The organism is Micrococcus sp. H39-S4 (assembly GCF_027158145.1).
Lineage (GTDB): Bacteria > Actinomycetota > Actinomycetes > Actinomycetales > Micrococcaceae > Micrococcus > Micrococcus luteus.
In genome coordinates this window covers 143,280-159,317 of the sequence record NZ_JAPVLT010000002.1, presented here as the reverse complement: position 1 = coordinate 159,317, position 16,038 = coordinate 143,280, and the positions used below count along the sequence as shown (strand labels likewise).

16 protein-coding genes are annotated in these 16,038 nt (G+C 74.9%); 7 read left to right on the top strand and 9 right to left on the bottom strand.

Annotated elements, in window-relative coordinates; genetic code table 11:
- Nucleotides 1–28: 28 nt before the first annotated feature.
- Complete coding sequence (locus tag O3T09_RS02755; RefSeq protein WP_260840248.1) at nucleotides 29–1,447, bottom strand: M20/M25/M40 family metallo-hydrolase; 1,419 nt, start codon at nucleotides 1,445–1,447, stop codon at nucleotides 29–31.
- Nucleotides 1,448–1,741: 294 nt separating this feature from the next.
- Between O3T09_RS02755 and O3T09_RS02750 the strand changes: the two genes are divergently transcribed.
- From O3T09_RS02750 to O3T09_RS02740, 3 genes are all read left to right on the top strand, one after another.
- A complete protein-coding gene (locus tag O3T09_RS02750; protein ID WP_036314242.1) occupies nucleotides 1,742–1,948 on the top strand; it encodes a DUF3073 domain-containing protein in 207 nt (68 codons plus the stop codon).
- Nucleotides 1,945–2,889 (top strand): Sir2 family NAD-dependent protein deacetylase, encoded by a 945-nt coding sequence (locus O3T09_RS02745; RefSeq protein WP_061867644.1) that lies wholly within the window; start codon nucleotides 1,945–1,947, stop codon nucleotides 2,887–2,889. The genes O3T09_RS02750 and O3T09_RS02745 overlap by 4 nt, the downstream gene beginning before the upstream one ends.
- Before the next feature lie 198 nt (nucleotides 2,890–3,087).
- Nucleotides 3,088–4,077 carry a hypothetical protein gene (locus tag O3T09_RS02740; RefSeq protein ID WP_144918895.1) on the top strand — a complete coding sequence of 330 codons (990 nt, stop codon included), beginning with the start codon at nucleotides 3,088–3,090 and terminating at the stop codon, nucleotides 4,075–4,077.
- Between the two features lie 66 nt (nucleotides 4,078–4,143).
- Here the strand turns inward: O3T09_RS02740 and purM are convergent, their stop codons facing one another.
- The 7 genes from purM to O3T09_RS02705 all read right to left on the bottom strand — a co-directional run bounded on the left by purM (nucleotide 4,144) and on the right by O3T09_RS02705 (nucleotide 11,180).
- Nucleotides 4,144–5,301 (bottom strand): phosphoribosylformylglycinamidine cyclo-ligase, encoded by a 1,158-nt coding sequence (gene purM, locus O3T09_RS02735; RefSeq protein ID WP_078026133.1) that lies wholly within the window; start codon nucleotides 5,299–5,301, stop codon nucleotides 4,144–4,146.
- Nucleotides 5,298–6,911 carry an amidophosphoribosyltransferase gene (gene purF, locus O3T09_RS02730; RefSeq protein WP_078026134.1) on the bottom strand — a complete coding sequence of 538 codons (1,614 nt, stop codon included), beginning with the start codon at nucleotides 6,909–6,911 and terminating at the stop codon, nucleotides 5,298–5,300. Before purF ends, purM begins: the two co-directional genes overlap by 4 nt.
- On the bottom strand, nucleotides 6,908–7,315 hold the full coding sequence (locus tag O3T09_RS02725) for a hypothetical protein (RefSeq protein ID WP_044658862.1): 408 nt from the start codon (nucleotides 7,313–7,315) through the stop codon (nucleotides 6,908–6,910). Before O3T09_RS02725 ends, purF begins: the two co-directional genes overlap by 4 nt.
- 283 nt (nucleotides 7,316–7,598) lie before the next feature.
- The gene (locus O3T09_RS02720) at nucleotides 7,599–8,000 is read right to left on the bottom strand and encodes a sterol carrier family protein (protein WP_036314253.1); all 402 of its coding nucleotides are present in this window, start codon (nucleotides 7,998–8,000) and stop codon (nucleotides 7,599–7,601) included.
- Entirely contained in the window at nucleotides 7,997–9,070 is a 1,074-nt protein-coding gene (locus O3T09_RS02715; RefSeq protein ID WP_078026135.1) for an asparaginase, read from the bottom strand. Before O3T09_RS02715 ends, O3T09_RS02720 begins: the two co-directional genes overlap by 4 nt.
- A gap of 81 nt (nucleotides 9,071–9,151) precedes the next feature.
- Nucleotides 9,152–9,949 carry an ABC transporter ATP-binding protein gene (locus tag O3T09_RS02710; protein ID WP_078026136.1) on the bottom strand — a complete coding sequence of 266 codons (798 nt, stop codon included), beginning with the start codon at nucleotides 9,947–9,949 and terminating at the stop codon, nucleotides 9,152–9,154.
- 79 nt (nucleotides 9,950–10,028) lie between these two features.
- Nucleotides 10,029–11,180 (bottom strand): ABC transporter permease, encoded by a 1,152-nt coding sequence (locus O3T09_RS02705; protein WP_078026137.1) that lies wholly within the window; start codon nucleotides 11,178–11,180, stop codon nucleotides 10,029–10,031.
- Nucleotides 11,181–11,366: 186 nt separating this feature from the next.
- Here O3T09_RS02705 and O3T09_RS02700 point away from each other — a divergent pair, with 186 nt between their 5' ends.
- Together O3T09_RS02700 and O3T09_RS02695 are read left to right on the top strand one after the other, a co-directional pair.
- The gene (locus O3T09_RS02700; RefSeq protein ID WP_101966070.1) at nucleotides 11,367–12,746 is read left to right on the top strand and encodes a sensor histidine kinase; all 1,380 of its coding nucleotides are present in this window, start codon (nucleotides 11,367–11,369) and stop codon (nucleotides 12,744–12,746) included.
- Nucleotides 12,743–13,372, top strand: coding sequence for a response regulator (locus tag O3T09_RS02695; RefSeq protein WP_060973807.1), 630 nt, complete (start codon nucleotides 12,743–12,745; stop codon nucleotides 13,370–13,372). The genes O3T09_RS02700 and O3T09_RS02695 overlap by 4 nt, the downstream gene beginning before the upstream one ends.
- A gap of 42 nt (nucleotides 13,373–13,414) precedes the next feature.
- Here O3T09_RS02695 and O3T09_RS02690 read toward each other — a convergent pair whose 3' ends face one another.
- Nucleotides 13,415–13,684: a hypothetical protein gene (locus O3T09_RS02690; protein WP_020624424.1), complete on the bottom strand. Its 270-nt coding sequence runs from the start codon at nucleotides 13,682–13,684 to the stop codon at nucleotides 13,415–13,417.
- A 62-nt stretch (nucleotides 13,685–13,746) separates the two neighbouring features.
- On the opposite strand from O3T09_RS02690, the gene purD reads away from it, so the two are divergent.
- Both purD and O3T09_RS02680 read left to right on the top strand, forming a co-directional pair.
- Nucleotides 13,747–15,036 carry a phosphoribosylamine--glycine ligase gene (gene purD / locus O3T09_RS02685; RefSeq protein ID WP_044658866.1) on the top strand — a complete coding sequence of 430 codons (1,290 nt, stop codon included), beginning with the start codon at nucleotides 13,747–13,749 and terminating at the stop codon, nucleotides 15,034–15,036.
- Complete coding sequence (locus O3T09_RS02680; RefSeq protein ID WP_044658867.1) at nucleotides 15,033–15,980, top strand: phosphoribosylaminoimidazolesuccinocarboxamide synthase; 948 nt, start codon at nucleotides 15,033–15,035, stop codon at nucleotides 15,978–15,980. Before purD ends, O3T09_RS02680 begins: the two co-directional genes overlap by 4 nt.
- The last annotated feature ends 58 nt before the right edge of the window (nucleotides 15,981–16,038 follow it).

Sequence of the window (16,038 nt, the reverse complement as noted above, 5' to 3'; positions counted from 1 at the left end):
CATCTGCGAGACGGGCGGACGCCTCGGGTCAGCGGGTGCCGAGGGCGTCGGCGTCCTGCTGGAGGGTGCCGATCAGGTTCGCCACCGCGCGGGCCGTGTGGGTCAGCGTGGTGATGGAGACGTTGTCGATGTCGTCCTGGGGCGTGTGGTAGTTGTCGTCGCGGATCGAGAGCAGGCCCGTCGAGGCGATGCCCGCGTCCACGAACGGCGCGTAGTCCGAGCGGCCGTTGCTGCCCTCGGGCTGGTGCCCGTGGCCGTCGCGGTCGAGCTGCGCGCCGAGCAGGGACTCAGCACCGATCGACCAGTCGGCCGTGAGCACGCCGAGCGTGTTCTGGTGGTCCAGCGGGGCCACCATGTCCAGGTTGGTGTAGAGGATGATGTCCTCGCGCTCCGCGGCGGTCAGGGTGTCCACGTAGTGGTGCGAGCCCAGCAGGCCGATCTCCTCGGCACCCCACAGGGCGAAGCGGACCTTGCTCTCGGCCTTGTTGGCCTTGGCGGCCTGGCGCGCGACCTCGAGGGTCGCCGCGACGCCCGAGGCGTTGTCGTGGATGCCCGGGCCCTCCGGCACGCCGTCCAGGTGGGCGCCGAGCATCACGACGTCGTCGTCGCTGCCCGTGCGCGTCTCCGCCAGCACGTTCCAGGTGGGCCGCTGCTCCACAAGCTGCTCGAGGTCCAGGGTGACGGTGGCGCCGCCGGCGCGGGTCTGGGCCAGCAGATCGGCGCCCAGCTCGCGGGTCACGCCCACGGTCCCGACGACGTCGCCCGGCGCGGCGCCCAGGGTGCCGTTCAGCGCGCCCTCGGCGTTGTTGTAGATGATGACGGCCTCGGCACCGGAGGCGGCCGCGACCTGGGACTTCTGGGCGAAGGTGCAGTCGCCCCGGGAGACCAGGGCGACGCTGCCGGTCAGGTCCGCGTCGGCCCAGTCCGCGTCGGCGCAGCCGGTGGCGGCGCCGGCGGGGGCGGCGAGCGGGGCGTCGGTGACCTGCGCTGACGGCGAGGACGTGAAGACGGTGTGCTCGAGGTCGCGCTGGACGGGTCCGGTTTGCTGAAGCCGGTCCCGCAGGGTCTCGGTGTAGGTGATCTCGAACTCCTGGAGCTCGACGTCGTAGCCGGCCTCCTCGAGCTCGCCCACGGCGTAGTCGAGCGAGGCCTGGAAGCCCGGCGTGCCCGCGGCGCGGTTGCCGTGCTCGTCCGCGATGGCCGCGAACGCCTCGATGTCCTGGCGGAGGTGGTCCGAGGAGATGGATCGGACCAGCTTCTCCGGTGAGTTCGGGTTGCCGCCGGCACGGTTCTGGCCGGGGCCCAGGCCCCGGTCGGCGGTCTGCGCGGTGGCGGCGCTGGCCTTCGCCGGGGCGGCCGGGGCGGCCGGGGCGGCGAGTGAGACGGGGGCGGCGGTCAGCGTGGCGGCCAGGGTGGCGGCGGCCAGCAGGGTGGGGGTGCGGCGCATGGGCATCCTCATCGTCGGAGTGGGTGTGACGTACGCAACCTAGCCGGTCGTCCAGCGTCCGTACAGGGTGTGTGTCACGCCCGTCCAGCCGGATGCCGCCCGTGTCGCGGCCGCCCGCGCCGCGCCCGGCGCCACTGCACGCCCCGCCGGACCGGGCCGGTCGTCGTCGTCCACAGGCCGTCCGGCGGGTCATGTATCCTTGTCCGCACGAACCATATTGACCAGTGAAGACCTCGGCGGGCCCCTGTGCGCCACAGATCCGAGGCGGCGAGAGATGCGAAGGGGGTCACGCTCATGGGGCGCGGCCGTCAGAAGGCGAAGGCCACGAAGCAGGCACGGGAGATGAAGTACTTCTCTCCTGGAACAGACCTCTCGGCACTGGAGCGAGAGCTCACGGGCGGACGCACGCGCGGCCCGGAGCAGGACCAGGAGCCCGAGTACGAGGATCCGTACGCGGACCTCTACGCGGAGGACGAGGACGACGACGCGCGGGCGCGATGACGCCCGCACGGCATCCGGCCCTGGACGGGTATCAGGCCGCCCTGCGGTCGATCGCCAGGGTGGTGGATGAGACAGCACCGCTGCAGGACCCCGAGACGGCGTCTCGGGGTCTGCTGCGTCTGATGGAGGAGTCCCGCCCGCTCGTGATCACCGGGGCCGGCGTGTCCACGGACTCCGGCATCCCGGACTACCGGGGGCCAAACGGGTCCCTGCACCGCCACCGGCCGATGACGTACCAGGAGTTCCGGGACGACCCGGCCGCCCGCCACCGCTACTGGGCGCGCTCGTTCGTGGGCTGGCGCCGCATGGACCAGGCCCGCCCGAACGAGGCGCACCGCATCCTCGCGCGCTGGGCGGCCGAGGGGCGGATCGCCGGCGTCCTGACCCAGAACGTGGACGGGCTGCACGCCGAGGCCGGACGCGCGGCGGGGATGCCGGAGGACCGGCTGATCGAGCTCCACGGGGACCTGGCGCGCGTGGCCTGCCTGAACTGCGGGGCCACCGAGTCCCGCCGTGACCTGGACCTGCGGCTCGAGGCCGCCAATCCGGGCTACCTCGAGCGCGTGGCGATCGACCCGGACGCCGTGAACCCCGACGGGGACGTCTCCCTCGACCAGCACTGGGTGGAGGAGTTCACGATGGTCGGCTGCCGGGTGTGCGGCTCCGTGAAGCTCAAGCCGGACGTCGTGTACTTCGGCGAGTCCGTGCCCGCGGCGCGGCGCGCGGCCGCGGAGGCGATGGCCGACGACGGCGGCACGGTGCTCGCCGTCGGCACCTCGCTGGCCGTGATGAGCGGCTACCGGTTCGTGCTGCGGGCCGAGCGGGCCGGGCATGAGACGGGGCTGATCAACCTCGGCCCCACCCGCGCCGACGCCAAGGCCCGCTGGCGCTGGCGCGCCCCGGTCGCCGACGCGCTGGCCTGGCTCGACGCCCGCCTCTGACCCCCACCCACGTTTTCGTTCGGGAAACGGCGGACGCCGGGGCGTTTTCGTGCGGGAAACGGCGGGCGCCGGGGGTGTGGACACCGGGTGGCCCGGGGCCACGCACGACTCCTGCACAGGCGGCGCCGCCGACGTCCTCGTCCACGGTGGGTGCTCCCGCGCGGCCGGGGTCGGCCGGGTTGAGCCATCGTCACGGGCATGGTCACGTCTTCCCTGCCCCTGTCGGACATCGCCGAGGCCGGCCGGCCGTTCACCCGTGGCGACCTGCGCGCGGCCGGGGTCTCGGAGCGACTGGTCCGCGGCGGTGACGTGCGGCGCGTGACGCATGGGGTCCATCGGCTCCGGACTGACCACCTCGGCTCGTGGGCGGATCTCGGCTACGCCGAGGCGCCCGCTCCCTTCGCGCCGGAGGAGACGGCCGCGATCGTGGAGGCGAGCGGGGGAGTGGCCTCCCACCTCACGGCGCTGCTCCTGCACCGCGTGCCGCTGCCGCCGTTCCTGGCGGAGGACGGCACGGTGCACGTGTCCCGGCCGCACCCGCGCGGGGCGAGCGTCCGACCGGAGATCACCTCGCATGCCCGCCTCGTCCCGGCCGCGGACGTCACAGCCCTCCACGGGATCCGCCTGACGAGCCTGGAGCGATCCTGGGCGGATCTGGCCGCGCTGCTTCGTCCAGGCATGCTCGAGCCCGTCGTGGCGGCCGGGGACGCCCTCATCCATCGGCCGTGGTCGCCGGAGGGGCGTCGCTCACCACGGACCACGACGGCGGCCCTGCGGTCCGCGCTCCTGCGTGCCGGACGGTTCAAGGGAGTGCGCACCGCCCGTGCCGCACTCGAGCTGGTGCGGGTGGGCGCGGATTCCCCGCAGGAGACAGCCCTGCGACTGGCCCTGCTCCACGCCGGCCTGCCCGAGCCGGAGCTCCAGCTGGTGCTGCACCCGGGCCGGGCCCGGTCACCGGACGCGGATCTGGGGTGGCGGCAGTGGCGCTTGGTGGTCCACTACGACGGCGGTCACCACCTCGACCCGGCACAGCTCGCGGTGGACTCGTGGCGAGACGAGGGATGGGCGCGCGCGGGCTGGACGCAGATCTGGGCCACGGTGGACGACGCACGGGACGACTTCCGGCGCGTCGTCGCCGAGGTGCAGACGCACCGGGCCCGGCTCGGCGGGCGGGTGTTCGCGTCGTGAACCGCCGTTTCCCGAACGAAAACACCCCGGAGGCCGCCGTTTCCCGAACGAAAACGCCCCGTGGGGTCAGGCGGCGTACTGGCCGCGCATCAGCACGGCGCCGCCGTCGACGCCCTTGGCGCCCTGCACGAAGTTCAGGCCTGCGGCCGCCGCGTCGTCGGTGAGGGCGCCGATGGTGCCCATCTCCCACGCGTCGATGCCGGCGTCCACGAGCACGGAGATCGACGTCGCGGCCACCTCCGGGTCCACCACGGCCACCATGCCCACGCCGAGGTTGAGGGTGCGCTCGAGGTCGGACTGCGGAACGCGGCCGAGCTCGCCCACCAGGCGGAACACGGGCGGCAGGGACCAGGTGTCGCGCTCGACGGTCGCCATGAGGCCCTGCGGGAGCACGCGCGCCAGGTTCGCGGCCAGGCCGCCGCCGGTCACGTGGCTGAACGCGCGCACCGGCAGGTCCGAGCCGCCCTCGTGGCCGTTGAGGCGCTGCACCAGGTCGAGGCAGGCGCGGGAGTAGATGCGGGTCGGCACGAGCAGCTCCTCGCCGAGGGTGCAGCCGAGCTCGGTGACCTCGCGGTCCAGGGACCAGCCCGCGGCGTTCACCACGCGGCGCACGAGCGAGTAGCCGTTCGAGTGGATGCCGGAGGAGGCCATGCCGATCACGACGTCGCCGGACTGCACCCGCTCCGCGCCCAGGACCATGTCCGCCTCGACCACGCCGGTGGCCGCGCCCGCCACGTCGTACTCGTCTGCGGCCAGCAGGCCCGGGTGCTCGGCGGTCTCGCCGCCCACGAGCGCGGTGTCGGCCAGGCGGCAGCCCTCGGCCACGCCGCGCACGATGTCCGCGATGCGCTCGGGCACGACCTTGCCGCACGCGATGTAGTCGGTCATGAACAGGGGCTGGGCGCCGACCACCACGATGTCGTCCACGACCATGCCCACGAGGTCCTGGCCGATGGTGTCGTGCTTGTCCATCGCCTGCGCGATCGCCACCTTGGTGCCGACGCCGTCCGTGGACGTGGTCAGCAGCGGCTTGCGGTACTGCAGCAGCGCGGAGGCGTCCCACATGCCGGCGAAGCCGCCGATGCCGCCCATGACCTCGGGGGTGTGGGTGGCCTTCACGGCGTCCTTCATCAGCTCGACGGCGCGGTCGCCGGCCTCCACGTCGACGCCGGCCGAGGCGTAGGTGATCGGGGCGGCGGAGGAGGGGGTCTGGTTCGGGGTCACAGCGGGGTCCTGTCCGTCTCGGTGAGCAGCTTCTCGTCGTCGGCGTCCGGGCCGGGCTCGCAGCCCGTGGCGGTCACGGTGGTGGTCTCGCCGTCCTCGTCCAACACCACGGTGGACGCGGGCGACACGGCGACCGGCTCCAGCAGGCCCTTGCCGCGCTCGCCCTCGTCGGCCAGCGGGATCGGGTAGTCGCCGGTGAAGCAGGCGGTGCACAGGCGCTCGCGCGGCTGCCCGGTGGCCTCGATCATGCCCTCCTCGCTGATGTAGGCCAGCGAGTCGGCGCCGATGGATGCGGCGATCTGGTCCACCGCGGCGCCGTTGGCGATGAGCTCGGCGCGGGTGGCGAAGTCGATGCCGTAGAAGCAGGGCCACTTCACGGGCGGGGAGGAGATCTTCACGTGCACCTCGGCGGCGCCGGCCTCCTTGAGCATCCGCACGACGGCGCGCTGGGTGTTGCCGCGCACGATCGAGTCGTCCACCACTACGACGCGCTTGCCGGCCACCACGGTGGACTCGACGTTGAGCTTGAGGCGGATGCCGAGCTGGCGCAGCGTCTGGGACGGCTGGATGAAGGTGCGGCCCACGTACGCGTTCTTCACGAACCCCTGGCGGAACGGCAGGCCCGAGGCGTCCGCGTAGCCCACGGCGGCGGGCGTGCCGGACTCGGGCACGGGGATCACGACGTCGGCCTCGACCGGCTGCTCGAGCGCGAGGCGGCGGCCCATCTCCACGCGGGACTCGTACACGGAGCGCCCGGCGATCGTGGCGTCCGGCCGGGCGAGGTAGACGTACTCGAACACGCAGCCGGCCGGCTTGGACTCGGCGAAGCGGGTGGAGCGGATGCCCTCCTCGTCGATCGCGATCATCTCGCCGGGCTCGACCTCACGGATGAACGAGGCGCCGACGGTGGCGAGGGCCGACTGCTCGGAGGCCACCACCCAGCCCCGCTCGAGGCGGCCGAGCACGAGCGGGCGCACGCCCTGCGGGTCGCGGGCGGCGTAGAGGGTGTGCTCGTCCATGAACACGAAGCAGTAGGCGCCGCGGATCTTCGGCAGCAGCTCGAGGGCGGTCTCCTCGAGGCGGTCCCCGGGGGCGCCGTGCAGCAGGGCCGTGACCAGGGCGGTGTCCGTGGTGTTGCCCTGCTTCATCTCACCGTGGGTGTGGCGGCCGTCCGCGGCGTGCACCATGCGCAGCAGCTCGGCGGAGTTCACGAGGTTGCCGTTGTGCGCCAGGGCGACCGTGCCGTCGTCGGCGGTGGCGCCCAGGGTGGGCTGGGCGTTGGCCCACTTGTTCACGCCGGTGGTGGAGTAGCGGCAGTGGCCGACGGCGATGTGGCCGCTCAGTGCGGTCAGGGTGGCCTCGTCGAACACCTGGGAGACCAGGCCGATGTCCTTGTAGACGGCGATGCGCCCGCCGTCCGAGACGGCGATGCCCGCGGACTCCTGGCCGCGGTGCTGGAGGGCGTACAGGCCGTAGTAGGCCAGTTTCGCGACCTCCTCGCCCGGCGCCCACACGCCGAACACGCCGCATTCGTCCTGCGGCCCCTGGTCCTGGGGGTCGAGGGCGGCGGTCAGGCGGCCGTCGCCTCGTCGGGTGCGCGGTGCGATCACTGCTCGGGGGTCCTTTCGGTGGGGGTGGTGCGGGCGGGCGGGGCACCCGCGTCCACACGGTCCAGGCGGACGTCCGCCACGGCCGGGTCGTCGGTGCGCTCGAGGACCACGGTGCGCGCGGTCGACCGGGAGCGGCGGTCCAGCAGCAGCCACACGAGCAGCCCGAGCACGCTCGTGCCGAGCATGCTCAGCAGCGATGCGAAGCCGAACGTCTCCGAGAAGGAGAGCGGGATGCCGGAGTACGGGTCCGCGGGCGGGGTGGGGGAGGCGTGGACCGCGGTGGTAATCACGAGTGCGATCAGCAGGCCGAGCGCGAGCGCCACCGCGAGCACCGCGGTCAGCCGCGGGGCGCGACGGACGGTGTAGGCGCGCTGATCGGGGGTCGGCTCGGGGGCGGAGGTCATGCGCGCCAGTCTATCGAGTCGGCCGCTGGGGCCAGTCGCGCGTGCCCGCGGCGGTGGCGGCACTCCCGGAGCACGCTCTGGCCGGCGCGTTGCGTGACGTTGAGCTCGTCGACCGCGGCCTGATACTCCTCCAGCGGGAGCACGACCTGCCCGCAGGCACGGGCGAGCTGTGCCTTCGCCGCGGTGTCCGGGGCGGGATCGGCAGAGCTGCATCCCGCGACGAGGAACGGTGCCGACGTTCGAACGGTCGGTGCCGCCGAGAGGACTGCCGGACACCCCTCGCTCACGGCCGCACGAGCGGCAGGTGCGCGCCGAGGTCGGCCCGCACGCCCGAGGCGCGCACGCCGCCGGCCGCCGTCGCGTCCTCCCAGGTCGTCAGCCCCGTGGCCAGGGACAGCCATGTCACGGCGTCCATCTCCACCACGTTGGGCGGGGTGCCGCGGGTGTGCCGGGGCCCGGGGAGGCACTGGGCGACGCCGAAGGGCGGCACGCGCACCTCCACCGAGTTCCCGGGCACGCGGGTCGCCAGCTCCTCGAGCGCGAAGCGCACCGCCGTCGCCCGCGTGGGGCGCGGCAGCGCGGCGGCCGCCGCGGGGTCCTCCTCGTGGGCGCGTGCCCACGCCAGCAGCGCCGCGTGGCCCTCGACGACAGGCACCCGGCGGCGGGGCACGGAGCCGGTGGTCACGCCCGCGCCTCGAAGGCCGGCAGGACGTCCCCCACGAGGTCCCGCACCGGCGCGGCCAGGCGGATCTCACCGACCGGCTCACCCCGGCCGAGCACCGGGGGCACGACGGCGGCCAGCACGCCCGGCAGCGTCGCCCGGTCCACGTGGTCCGGGGCGAACCGGGCCAGCAGCGCGAGCGCGACCAGGTCGCCGGCCCGCGTGCCGCCGTCGAGCGCCTTGACGGCCACGGCCGTGCCGTCCGGCGCGGCCATGACGAGCACGCCGTCCGCGCCCGCCTTGGCGAGCAGGCCGAGCTCGCGCATCACCACGGTGTTGGAGCTCGTCTCCCCGTGGACGGCCCACGGGTGCTCGAGCATCGCGGTGGCGACGGCGGCCGCGTGCGGATCCGCGTCGGCGCGGCCGGGCGCCGCGGCGACCCGCCCGATGCCGCGGGCCAGGCCCGCCAGCGAGATGACGGCGGCCGGGGCGCCACAGCCGTCCACACCGGTGTGGGCCACCGGCTCGCCGCAGTACTCGGCGATCACCGCGTCCACCTCGCGCTGCAGCGGGTGCGCCGGGTCGAGGTACGTGGCGACGTCGTGCCCGGACGCCGCGCAGGCCGCGAGGAAGCCGGCGTGCTTGCCGGAGCAGTTGAAGGCCAGCGGGGTCGCGGCGGCGGACTCGCCGTCGCGGCGGACCTGGGCGACCACCTCGGAGGTGTCCGCGGGCCAGGCCGGCGGGCACTGCAGGGCGGACGCGTCGAGGCCTGCGTCCGCGAGCATGCGCTCGGCCAGCGCCTGGTGCCGGAGCGTGCCCCGGTGGGAGCCGCACGCGATGGACAGGGCCTCGCCCTCCAGCGCCGCCCCGTGGCGCAGCGACGCGACGGCCTGGAACGGCTTCAGCGTGGAGCGCGGGTAGATCAGCGCGTCCGCGGGGCCGAGCCCGGCCAGCACCCGCCCGTCGGGGCCGGTCACGACGGCGGCGCCCGCCGTCCGGGACTCGACGAAGCCGTTGCGGACGGTCTCCACGAGCTCGACGGCGTCGGACAGGGCGAGGGTCTCGCCCGCGGGGGCGACGGTGGCGTGGGTCATGCGGTCCAGGGTAGCGAGGGCCCCGGACGCGCCGGGCGTCCGGGGCCGGTGGGCCGGGTCGGGTCCGGCGGCGTCAGCGGCTCACTCCGCGGAGAGCCGCCCGTCCACCATGGTCAGGGTGCGGTCCGTGACGGAGAGGAACTCGTGGTCGTGCGTGACCATGAGCGTCGCCACCTGCTCCTCGCGGGTCAGCGTGCCCAGCAGGTCCACGACGGCGGCCGAGCGCTCACGGTCCAGCGCGGAGGTGGGCTCGTCCACGAGCAGCAGCGTCGGGGAGGCCATCAGCGCGCGCACGATGTTCACGCGCTGCCGCTGACCGCCCGAGAGCTGGTGCGGGCGCTTGCCGGCCTGGTCGGCCAGGTCCACACGCTCGAGCAGCTCCATGGCCCGGGCCTTGGCGGCCCTGCGGTCGGCGCGGGTGGCGTCGCGGTCCAGGTGCACGGTCAGCTCGAGCTGCTCGGCGGCGGTCAGGGACGGGATGAGGTTCGGCTGCTGGAAGATCACGCCGATCTCCTGGCCGCGCAGCGCCGTGCGCTCCTTCCGGGACAGCCCGGCCATCTCGCGGCCGGCGACGGACACGCTGCCGGAGGTGGGCGTCACCAGGCCCGCGGCCACCGCCAGCAGGGAGGACTTGCCCGAGCCGGACGGGCCGACCATCGCGGTGAACGTGCCGGGGAGCAGGTCCAGGCTCACCTCGTCCAGGGCGCGCAGCACGCCGCGCTCGCCGTCCGGGTACTCCAGCACGAGGTCGCGCACGGACAGCGCGGGGGTGGCGTCGGCCGCGGCGGCGGGGCGCTCGCCGGCGACGCGGTGGGCGGCCGCGGCGGCGGGGGTGCGGAGGGCGTCGAGGTCGGCCTGCGGGGCGGTGAGGGTGGTCATGGGGAGGTCCTTTCTCCAGGCGGGGGCGAGGCGGAGCCGAGGGGGACGACGGCGCCGGGCGGCGCCGTCGTCGGGGCGCTCAGTTGCCGCCGAGGGCGACCAGCGGGTCGATCCGGGTGACGCGGTAGACCGCGATGACGGCGGCGAGCATGCCGAGCACGAGGACCCCGGCGGCGGGCACCGCGGTGGTGGCCCACGAGAGCTCGAACGGGACGGCCCGCCCCGCGAACGCGCCGATCACGGCGGCCAGCCCGGTGCCCACGGCCACGCCGCCGACGAGCACGAACGCGGCCTGCGCGAGCGAGTCCTTCAGCACCCAGCCGTTCGAGCCGCCGAGGGCCTTGAGCACCGCGATGTCGCGGGTGCGCTGCACCGTCCAGATGGACAGGAACGCGATCACCACGAGCGCCGAGATGCCGTACAGGAAGCCCTGCATGGTCATCAGGGAGCCGTTCTCGGACCGGTAGCTGGGCAGGGCGGCGTAGGAGCCCTTCACGGTCTCCGCGACGGTGCCCGCGGCGTCGTCGCCGGCGGCGGCCACGGCGTCGACGTCGGCGCCCGCGTCGAAGCGCACGAGGCCGGCGGTGCCGAGCACCGCGTCGTCGGCGGTGTGCGAGATGGCGTTCCAGTCCTCGAGCGCCAGCCACGTCACGGGGGAGTGGGAGTAGTACTCGGTCGGCACGACGTCGGCCACGGTGTAGACGAAGCCGGAGACCGCGACGGCGTCACCCGCCTGGGCGTGGAGGGAGTCGGCCACGTCCTGGCTGAGCACGATCTGCCCGAGCTCGACGCCGGCCGGCGCGTCGGAGCCGCCCGGGGTGAGACCGATGAACGCGGTGGTGGCCACGCCGGTGGTGGGCTCGCCGGACACGTCCGCGCGGCCCTGCGGGTCCGTGTCCACGGGGTGCTCGAGGCCAATGGCCCGGCCCTGGCTCACACCGAGCGGCTCGACGGAGGCCACGCCGTCCGTGGCCGCCCACGCGTCGCGCTGGGCCACGGTGAACTCGGACTGGGTGAACGACGCGGTGGGCTCCTGGCCCGCCGCACCGCCGAAGACCAGACGCTGCACGCCCTGCTCGCCGAGGCGGTCGATCGCGGCCGTGTTCTGCCCGCCCAGGCCGGCCGTGAGGCCGGAGAGCATGACGAGCAGCAGGCTGATGAGGGCCACCACGGAGCCCATGAGGGCGAACCGTCCGGTGGCGAAGCGGAGGTCGCGGAGTGCGAGGAACACGGGGCGCGTCCTTTCCTGACGAGGTCTGTCCTGAGGTTGCCTCCACGGTCTCGCGCGGGGAGGGGTCGCCACATCGCCCGCGGCGGCTGGACCCGGTCAACCGAATGGTTGATCCCGGCGGCGCAGCGGCGCGGCCCCGGGGCATCGGGCCGTTGTCGCGTCCGGGGCGCGCCCTAGGGTGGAGCCATGTCCGTCGCACCCCGCGCCGCCGTGCCCCCCGCGCCCACCGAGACCGGCACCACCGCCGTGCTCGCCGGCCTGCGCGTGGCCCTGCACGTCACGTTCGCCGCGCTGCTCACCGTGGGGCTGGCGCGCGCGCTCGCGGACCGGTCCCCGGAGGCGTCCTCCGGTCCGTTCCCGGCCACCACCCTGGTGCTGCTGACCGCCGCGCTGGCGGGCGTCTACCTGGCCGGGACCGTGCTGGAGCGGCGCCGGTGGGCCCGGGGCGACGACGTCGGCCGCGGTCCGGCGGTCGCCTGGCTGGCCCTGGTGCTGCTGCTGTGGGGCCTGCTCGTGGCCCACCACGGCGACTTCGCGTGGGTCGCCTTCCCCCTCTTCTTCGTCGTCCTGCACGTGGTCGACCGGGTGGCCCGGCAGGCCTGGGTGCGCCACGTGGTCGGGCCCGCGCTGGTGGTGGCGATGGCCGTCGTCGTGGTGGCCGGGATGGCGGCGGGCGCCGGCGGCGTGCGGGTGCCGGCCGTCATTGGTCCGCTGGTGGGCGCCGCCGTGGCCGTGGTGCTCTCCGGGGCGTACCGCGCCCTGCACGCCGAGTCCGAGCGCCAGCGTGCCGTGGCCGAGCAGCTGCGCGCCGCGCAGGCCGAGCTCGCGCGCACCGAGCACCGGGCGGGGGTGAGCGCCGAGAGGGAGCGGCTCGCCCGCGAGATCCACGACACCCTCACCCAGGGGCTGGCCTCGATCGTGCTGGTCTCGCGCGCGGCCCAGGACGCGCTCGACGCCGCCGACCCCGCCCTCGCCCGGCAGCGCATGGAGACCGTGCGCGCCACGGCCGCCGAGAACCTCGCCGAGTCCCGCCGCTTCGTCCGCGACCTGCGCGGCACCGGGGCACCGTCCCTCATCGAGGCGCTCGAACGAGCGGTCACCGGGTTCGCCGACCGGCAGGCCGCCGCCGGGACACCCGTGGCCGCGGACGTCGAGGTCGTGGGCGAGCCGGTCGCGGTCGCCGAGGCCGTGGAGACCGCCGTGCTGCGAGCCGTGCAGGCCTCCCTGGCGAACGTCGGCGCCCACGCGGGCGCCCATCGCGCCCGCGTCACGCTGGGCTACCTCGGCGACGAGCTGACGGTGGACGTGGCCGACGACGGCGCGGGGTTCGACCCGGCCGTCGTCGCGGCTCGCGCCCGGGCCGGAGCCGCCGGTGCCGACCCGGGGGTGGGGACCGGCGTGGGACTGGCGAGCGTGCGCGAGCGCCTCGCGGCGGTGGGCGGCGAGGCCACCGTCGAGTCGGCCCCCGGCGAGGGCACCGTGGTGGCGCTGCGGGTGCCGCTGGTCGCCGCCGGGGCCGGCCGGAGCGCTGATCCCGAGCAGACCGAGAGCGAGGAGACCGCATGAGCGTGCGCGTGATGCTGGTGGACGACCACCCCGTGGTCCGGGCGGGGGTGCGGGCCGTCGTCGAGGCGCACCCGGACCTGACCGTGGTGGCCGAGGCCGCCGACGGGGCGGAGGCGATCGGCGTCCTGGAGGCGGGCGAGCCCGCGGTGGACGTCGTGCTGATGGACCTGCAGATGGGCGCGGGGATGGACGGCGTGACCGCCACCCGCGCGGTGCGGGAGCGGTGGCCGGGGGTGCAGGTGCTGATCCTGACGACCTTCGACACGGAGGCGGACATCCTCGCGGCCGTGAACGCGGGCGCTGCCGGCTACCTGCTCAAGGACGCCCCGAGCGAGGAGATCGCCTCGGCGGTGCGGCAGGCGGCGGCGGGGCGCAAGGCGCTGGCCCCGCAGGTCGCGGCCACGCTGATGGGGCGCATGTCCGGCGGCTCCGAGGTGCTGTCCGAGCGGGAGATCCAGCTGCTCGAGCTGATCGCGCGGGGCGCCACGAACAAGGTGGCCGCGAAGGAGCTGTTCATCTCCGAGGCCACCGTGAAGACGCACCTGGTGCACATCTTCCAGAAGCTCGGGGTGGACAACCGCACGCGCGCCGTCGACGAGGCCCGGCGACGGCGCATCATCCGCTGACGGACAGGCCGGGGCGGCCGGCCCTGGAGGGCCCAGCCCTGCTCAGCGGCGCCGCACGTACCGGGTGATCACCGCCGCGGCGACGGCGGCCAGCGCCAGCACGCCGAGCGCGGCGGGCAGGCTGAGGTCGCCGCGCTGGACGCCGAGCCCCCGCAGCGTCCAGAAGACGATCAGGGCGCACGTGAACATCACGCCGACGAACGTCCAGGCCGAGCGCAGCCCGGGTCCCAGCCCCGCGCCGGGCCGGTGGCGGGGGTCACGGGGGTCGCCGTCGTCGCCGGGCTGACCGTGGTGGAGGGGAGGCATCGTCATGCGCTCCACCGTAGGGGCCACGGGCCGGGCCGGGCCAGGGCCACCGCGTAGGCTTGAGGCTCGTGAAGACCCTTGTGCTCGGCAACGGCGGCCGCGAACACGCGCTGCTCACCGCCCTCTCCCGTGATCCGCAGGTCAGCGCCCTCCACGCGGCGCCCGGCAACGCCGGCATGGCCGACCTCGCCACCCTCCACGCCGTCGAGGCCACCAACCCGGCCGCCGTCGTGGAGCTCGCGCGCGAGCTGGGGGCCGACCTCGTCGTCGTCGGACCCGAGGCCCCGCTGGCCGCCGGCGTCTCCGACGCCCTGCGCGAGGCCGGGTTCGCCGTGTTCGGCCCCTCGCAGGCCGCCGCGCAGCTCGAGGCGTCCAAGGCCTTCGCCAAGGAGGTCATGGCCGCCGCGGGCGTGCCCACCGCCGGCTCCCGCGTGTGCACCACCGCCGCGGAGGCCGCCGCCGCCCTCGACGAGTTCGGCGCCCCGCACGTCGTCAAGGACGACGGTCTGGCCGCGGGCAAGGGCGTCGTGGTCACCTCCGACCGCGCCGAGGCCCTCGCCCACGCCGAGGCCTGCTTCGCCGCCGGCGGCACCGTGGTGATCGAGGACTTCCTGGACGGCCCCGAGGTCTCCCTCTTCGTGATCTGCGACGGCGAGGCCGCCGTCGCCCTCACCCCCGCCCAGGACTTCAAGCGCATCCACGACGGCGACGCCGGCCCCAACACCGGCGGCATGGGCGCGTACACGCCGCTGCCGTGGCTGCCCGAGGGCTTCACGGACGAGGTCATGGACCGCGTGGCCCGCCCCGTGCTCGCCGAGATGGCCCGCCGCGGCACCCCGTTCACGGGCGTGCTGTTCTGCGGCCTGGCCGTGACCGCCGAGGGCGTGGAGGTCATCGAGTTCAACGTGCGCTTCGGCGACCCCGAGACCCAGGCCGTGCTCGCCCGCCTCGAGACGCCCCTGGGCGGGCTGCTCGCCGACGCCGCGGCCGGCCGGCTCGGCGCGGACCGTCGACTCGAGTGGAGCGACGACGTCGCCGTGGACGTGGTCATGGCCTCGGCCGGCTACCCGGCCTCCTCCTCGAAGGGCGACGTGATCACCGGGCTGGCCGACGCGGCCGGCCTCGAGGGCGTGCACGTGATCCACGCGGGCACCGCGGTGTCCGGTGAGGACGTGGTGACGGCGGGCGGCCGGGTGCTGGCCGTCGTCGGGCGCGGGGCGGACCTGGCCCAAGCGCGCGAGCGCGCCTACGCGGGCGTCGAGCGCATCCGGTTCGACGGCGCCCAGTGGCGCACGGACATCGGACTCAAGGCCGAGCGCGGCGAGATCACCGTGCCGGGGACGGAGGGAGCGAAGTGAGCGGGGAGCGCGTGGGGTTCACGGGGGCCGAGGCCCTCGAGCTGCCGGGCTGGCGGCACGTCTACTCGGGCAAGGTGCGGGACCTGTACGAGCCCGCTGACGCCGAGCCGGGGCGGTCCGCGACGCTGCTCGTGGTGGCCTCCGACCGGATCAGCGCCTACGACCACGTGCTGGAGCCGCCGATCCCGGACAAGGGCGCCATCCTCACCCGGTTGACCCTGTGGTGGTTCGAGAAGCTGGCCGAGGGCTACAACGGGGCCCACGCCGAGCCGGTCGAGCACCACGTGGTGAGCACGGACGTGCCCGCGGCCGTGGCCGGGCGGGCGATGATCGTCAAGCGCCTGGACATGTTCCCCGTGGAGTGCATCGCCCGCGGCTACCTGACCGGCTCCGGCCTGGCCGAGTACCGCGCGTCGGGCACGGTGGCCGGCCTGCCGCTGCCCGCCGGGCTCGTGGACGGCTCGCGGGTCGACCCGCCGATCTTCACGCCGTCCGCGAAGGCCGAGGTCGGCGAGCACGACGAGAACATCACGTTCGAGCAGATGGTCGAGCGCGTGGGCACCGAGGCCGCCGAGCGCCTGCGGTTCCTCACCCTGGACCTGTACGCCCGCGCCGAGGCGATCGCCCGCGAGGCCGGCATCATCCTGGCGGACACGAAGGTCGAGTTCGGTGTGGACCCTGCCACCGGCCAGGTGGTGCTGGGCGACGAGGTCCTCACCCCGGACTCCTCCCGGTTCTGGGACGCCGAGGACTACGAGCCCGGCCGCCCCCAGGCGAGCTTCGACAAGCAGTTCGTCCGCGACTGGCTCACGGGCCCCGACTCCGGTTGGGACAAGACCAGCGGGGAGGCCCCGCCGGCGCTGCCCGCCGACGTCGTGGCCAAGACCCGCGACCGCTACGTGGAGGCGTACGAGCGCCTGACGGGCCGCCCCTTCGACGCCTGACCCGGACTTTCGAACGTGGGGTAGGCCCTCTGCCACGTTCGAAAGCGCGTCGGGCGCG

Bases quoted from the DNA above. Each gene is read 5' to 3' on its own strand.
- O3T09_RS02755 (WP_260840248.1), bottom strand. From the start codon at position 1,447: ATGCGCCGCACCCCCACCCTGCTGGCCGCCGCCACCCTGGCCGCCACG.
- O3T09_RS02750 (WP_036314242.1), top strand. From the start codon at position 1,742: ATGGGGCGCGGCCGTCAGAAGGCGAAGGCCACGAAGCAGGCACGGGAG.
- O3T09_RS02745 (WP_061867644.1), top strand. From the start codon at position 1,945: ATGACGCCCGCACGGCATCCGGCCCTGGACGGGTATCAGGCCGCCCTG.
- O3T09_RS02740 (WP_144918895.1), top strand. From the start codon at position 3,088: ATGGTCACGTCTTCCCTGCCCCTGTCGGACATCGCCGAGGCCGGCCGG.
- O3T09_RS02725 (WP_044658862.1), bottom strand. From the start codon at position 7,315: ATGACCTCCGCCCCCGAGCCGACCCCCGATCAGCGCGCCTACACCGTC.
- O3T09_RS02715 (WP_078026135.1), bottom strand. From the start codon at position 9,070: ATGACCCACGCCACCGTCGCCCCCGCGGGCGAGACCCTCGCCCTGTCC.
- O3T09_RS02710 (WP_078026136.1), bottom strand. From the start codon at position 9,949: ATGACCACCCTCACCGCCCCGCAGGCCGACCTCGACGCCCTCCGCACC.
- O3T09_RS02700 (WP_101966070.1), top strand. From the start codon at position 11,367: ATGTCCGTCGCACCCCGCGCCGCCGTGCCCCCCGCGCCCACCGAGACC.
- O3T09_RS02695 (WP_060973807.1), top strand. From the start codon at position 12,743: ATGAGCGTGCGCGTGATGCTGGTGGACGACCACCCCGTGGTCCGGGCG.
- O3T09_RS02690 (WP_020624424.1), bottom strand. From the start codon at position 13,684: ATGACGATGCCTCCCCTCCACCACGGTCAGCCCGGCGACGACGGCGAC.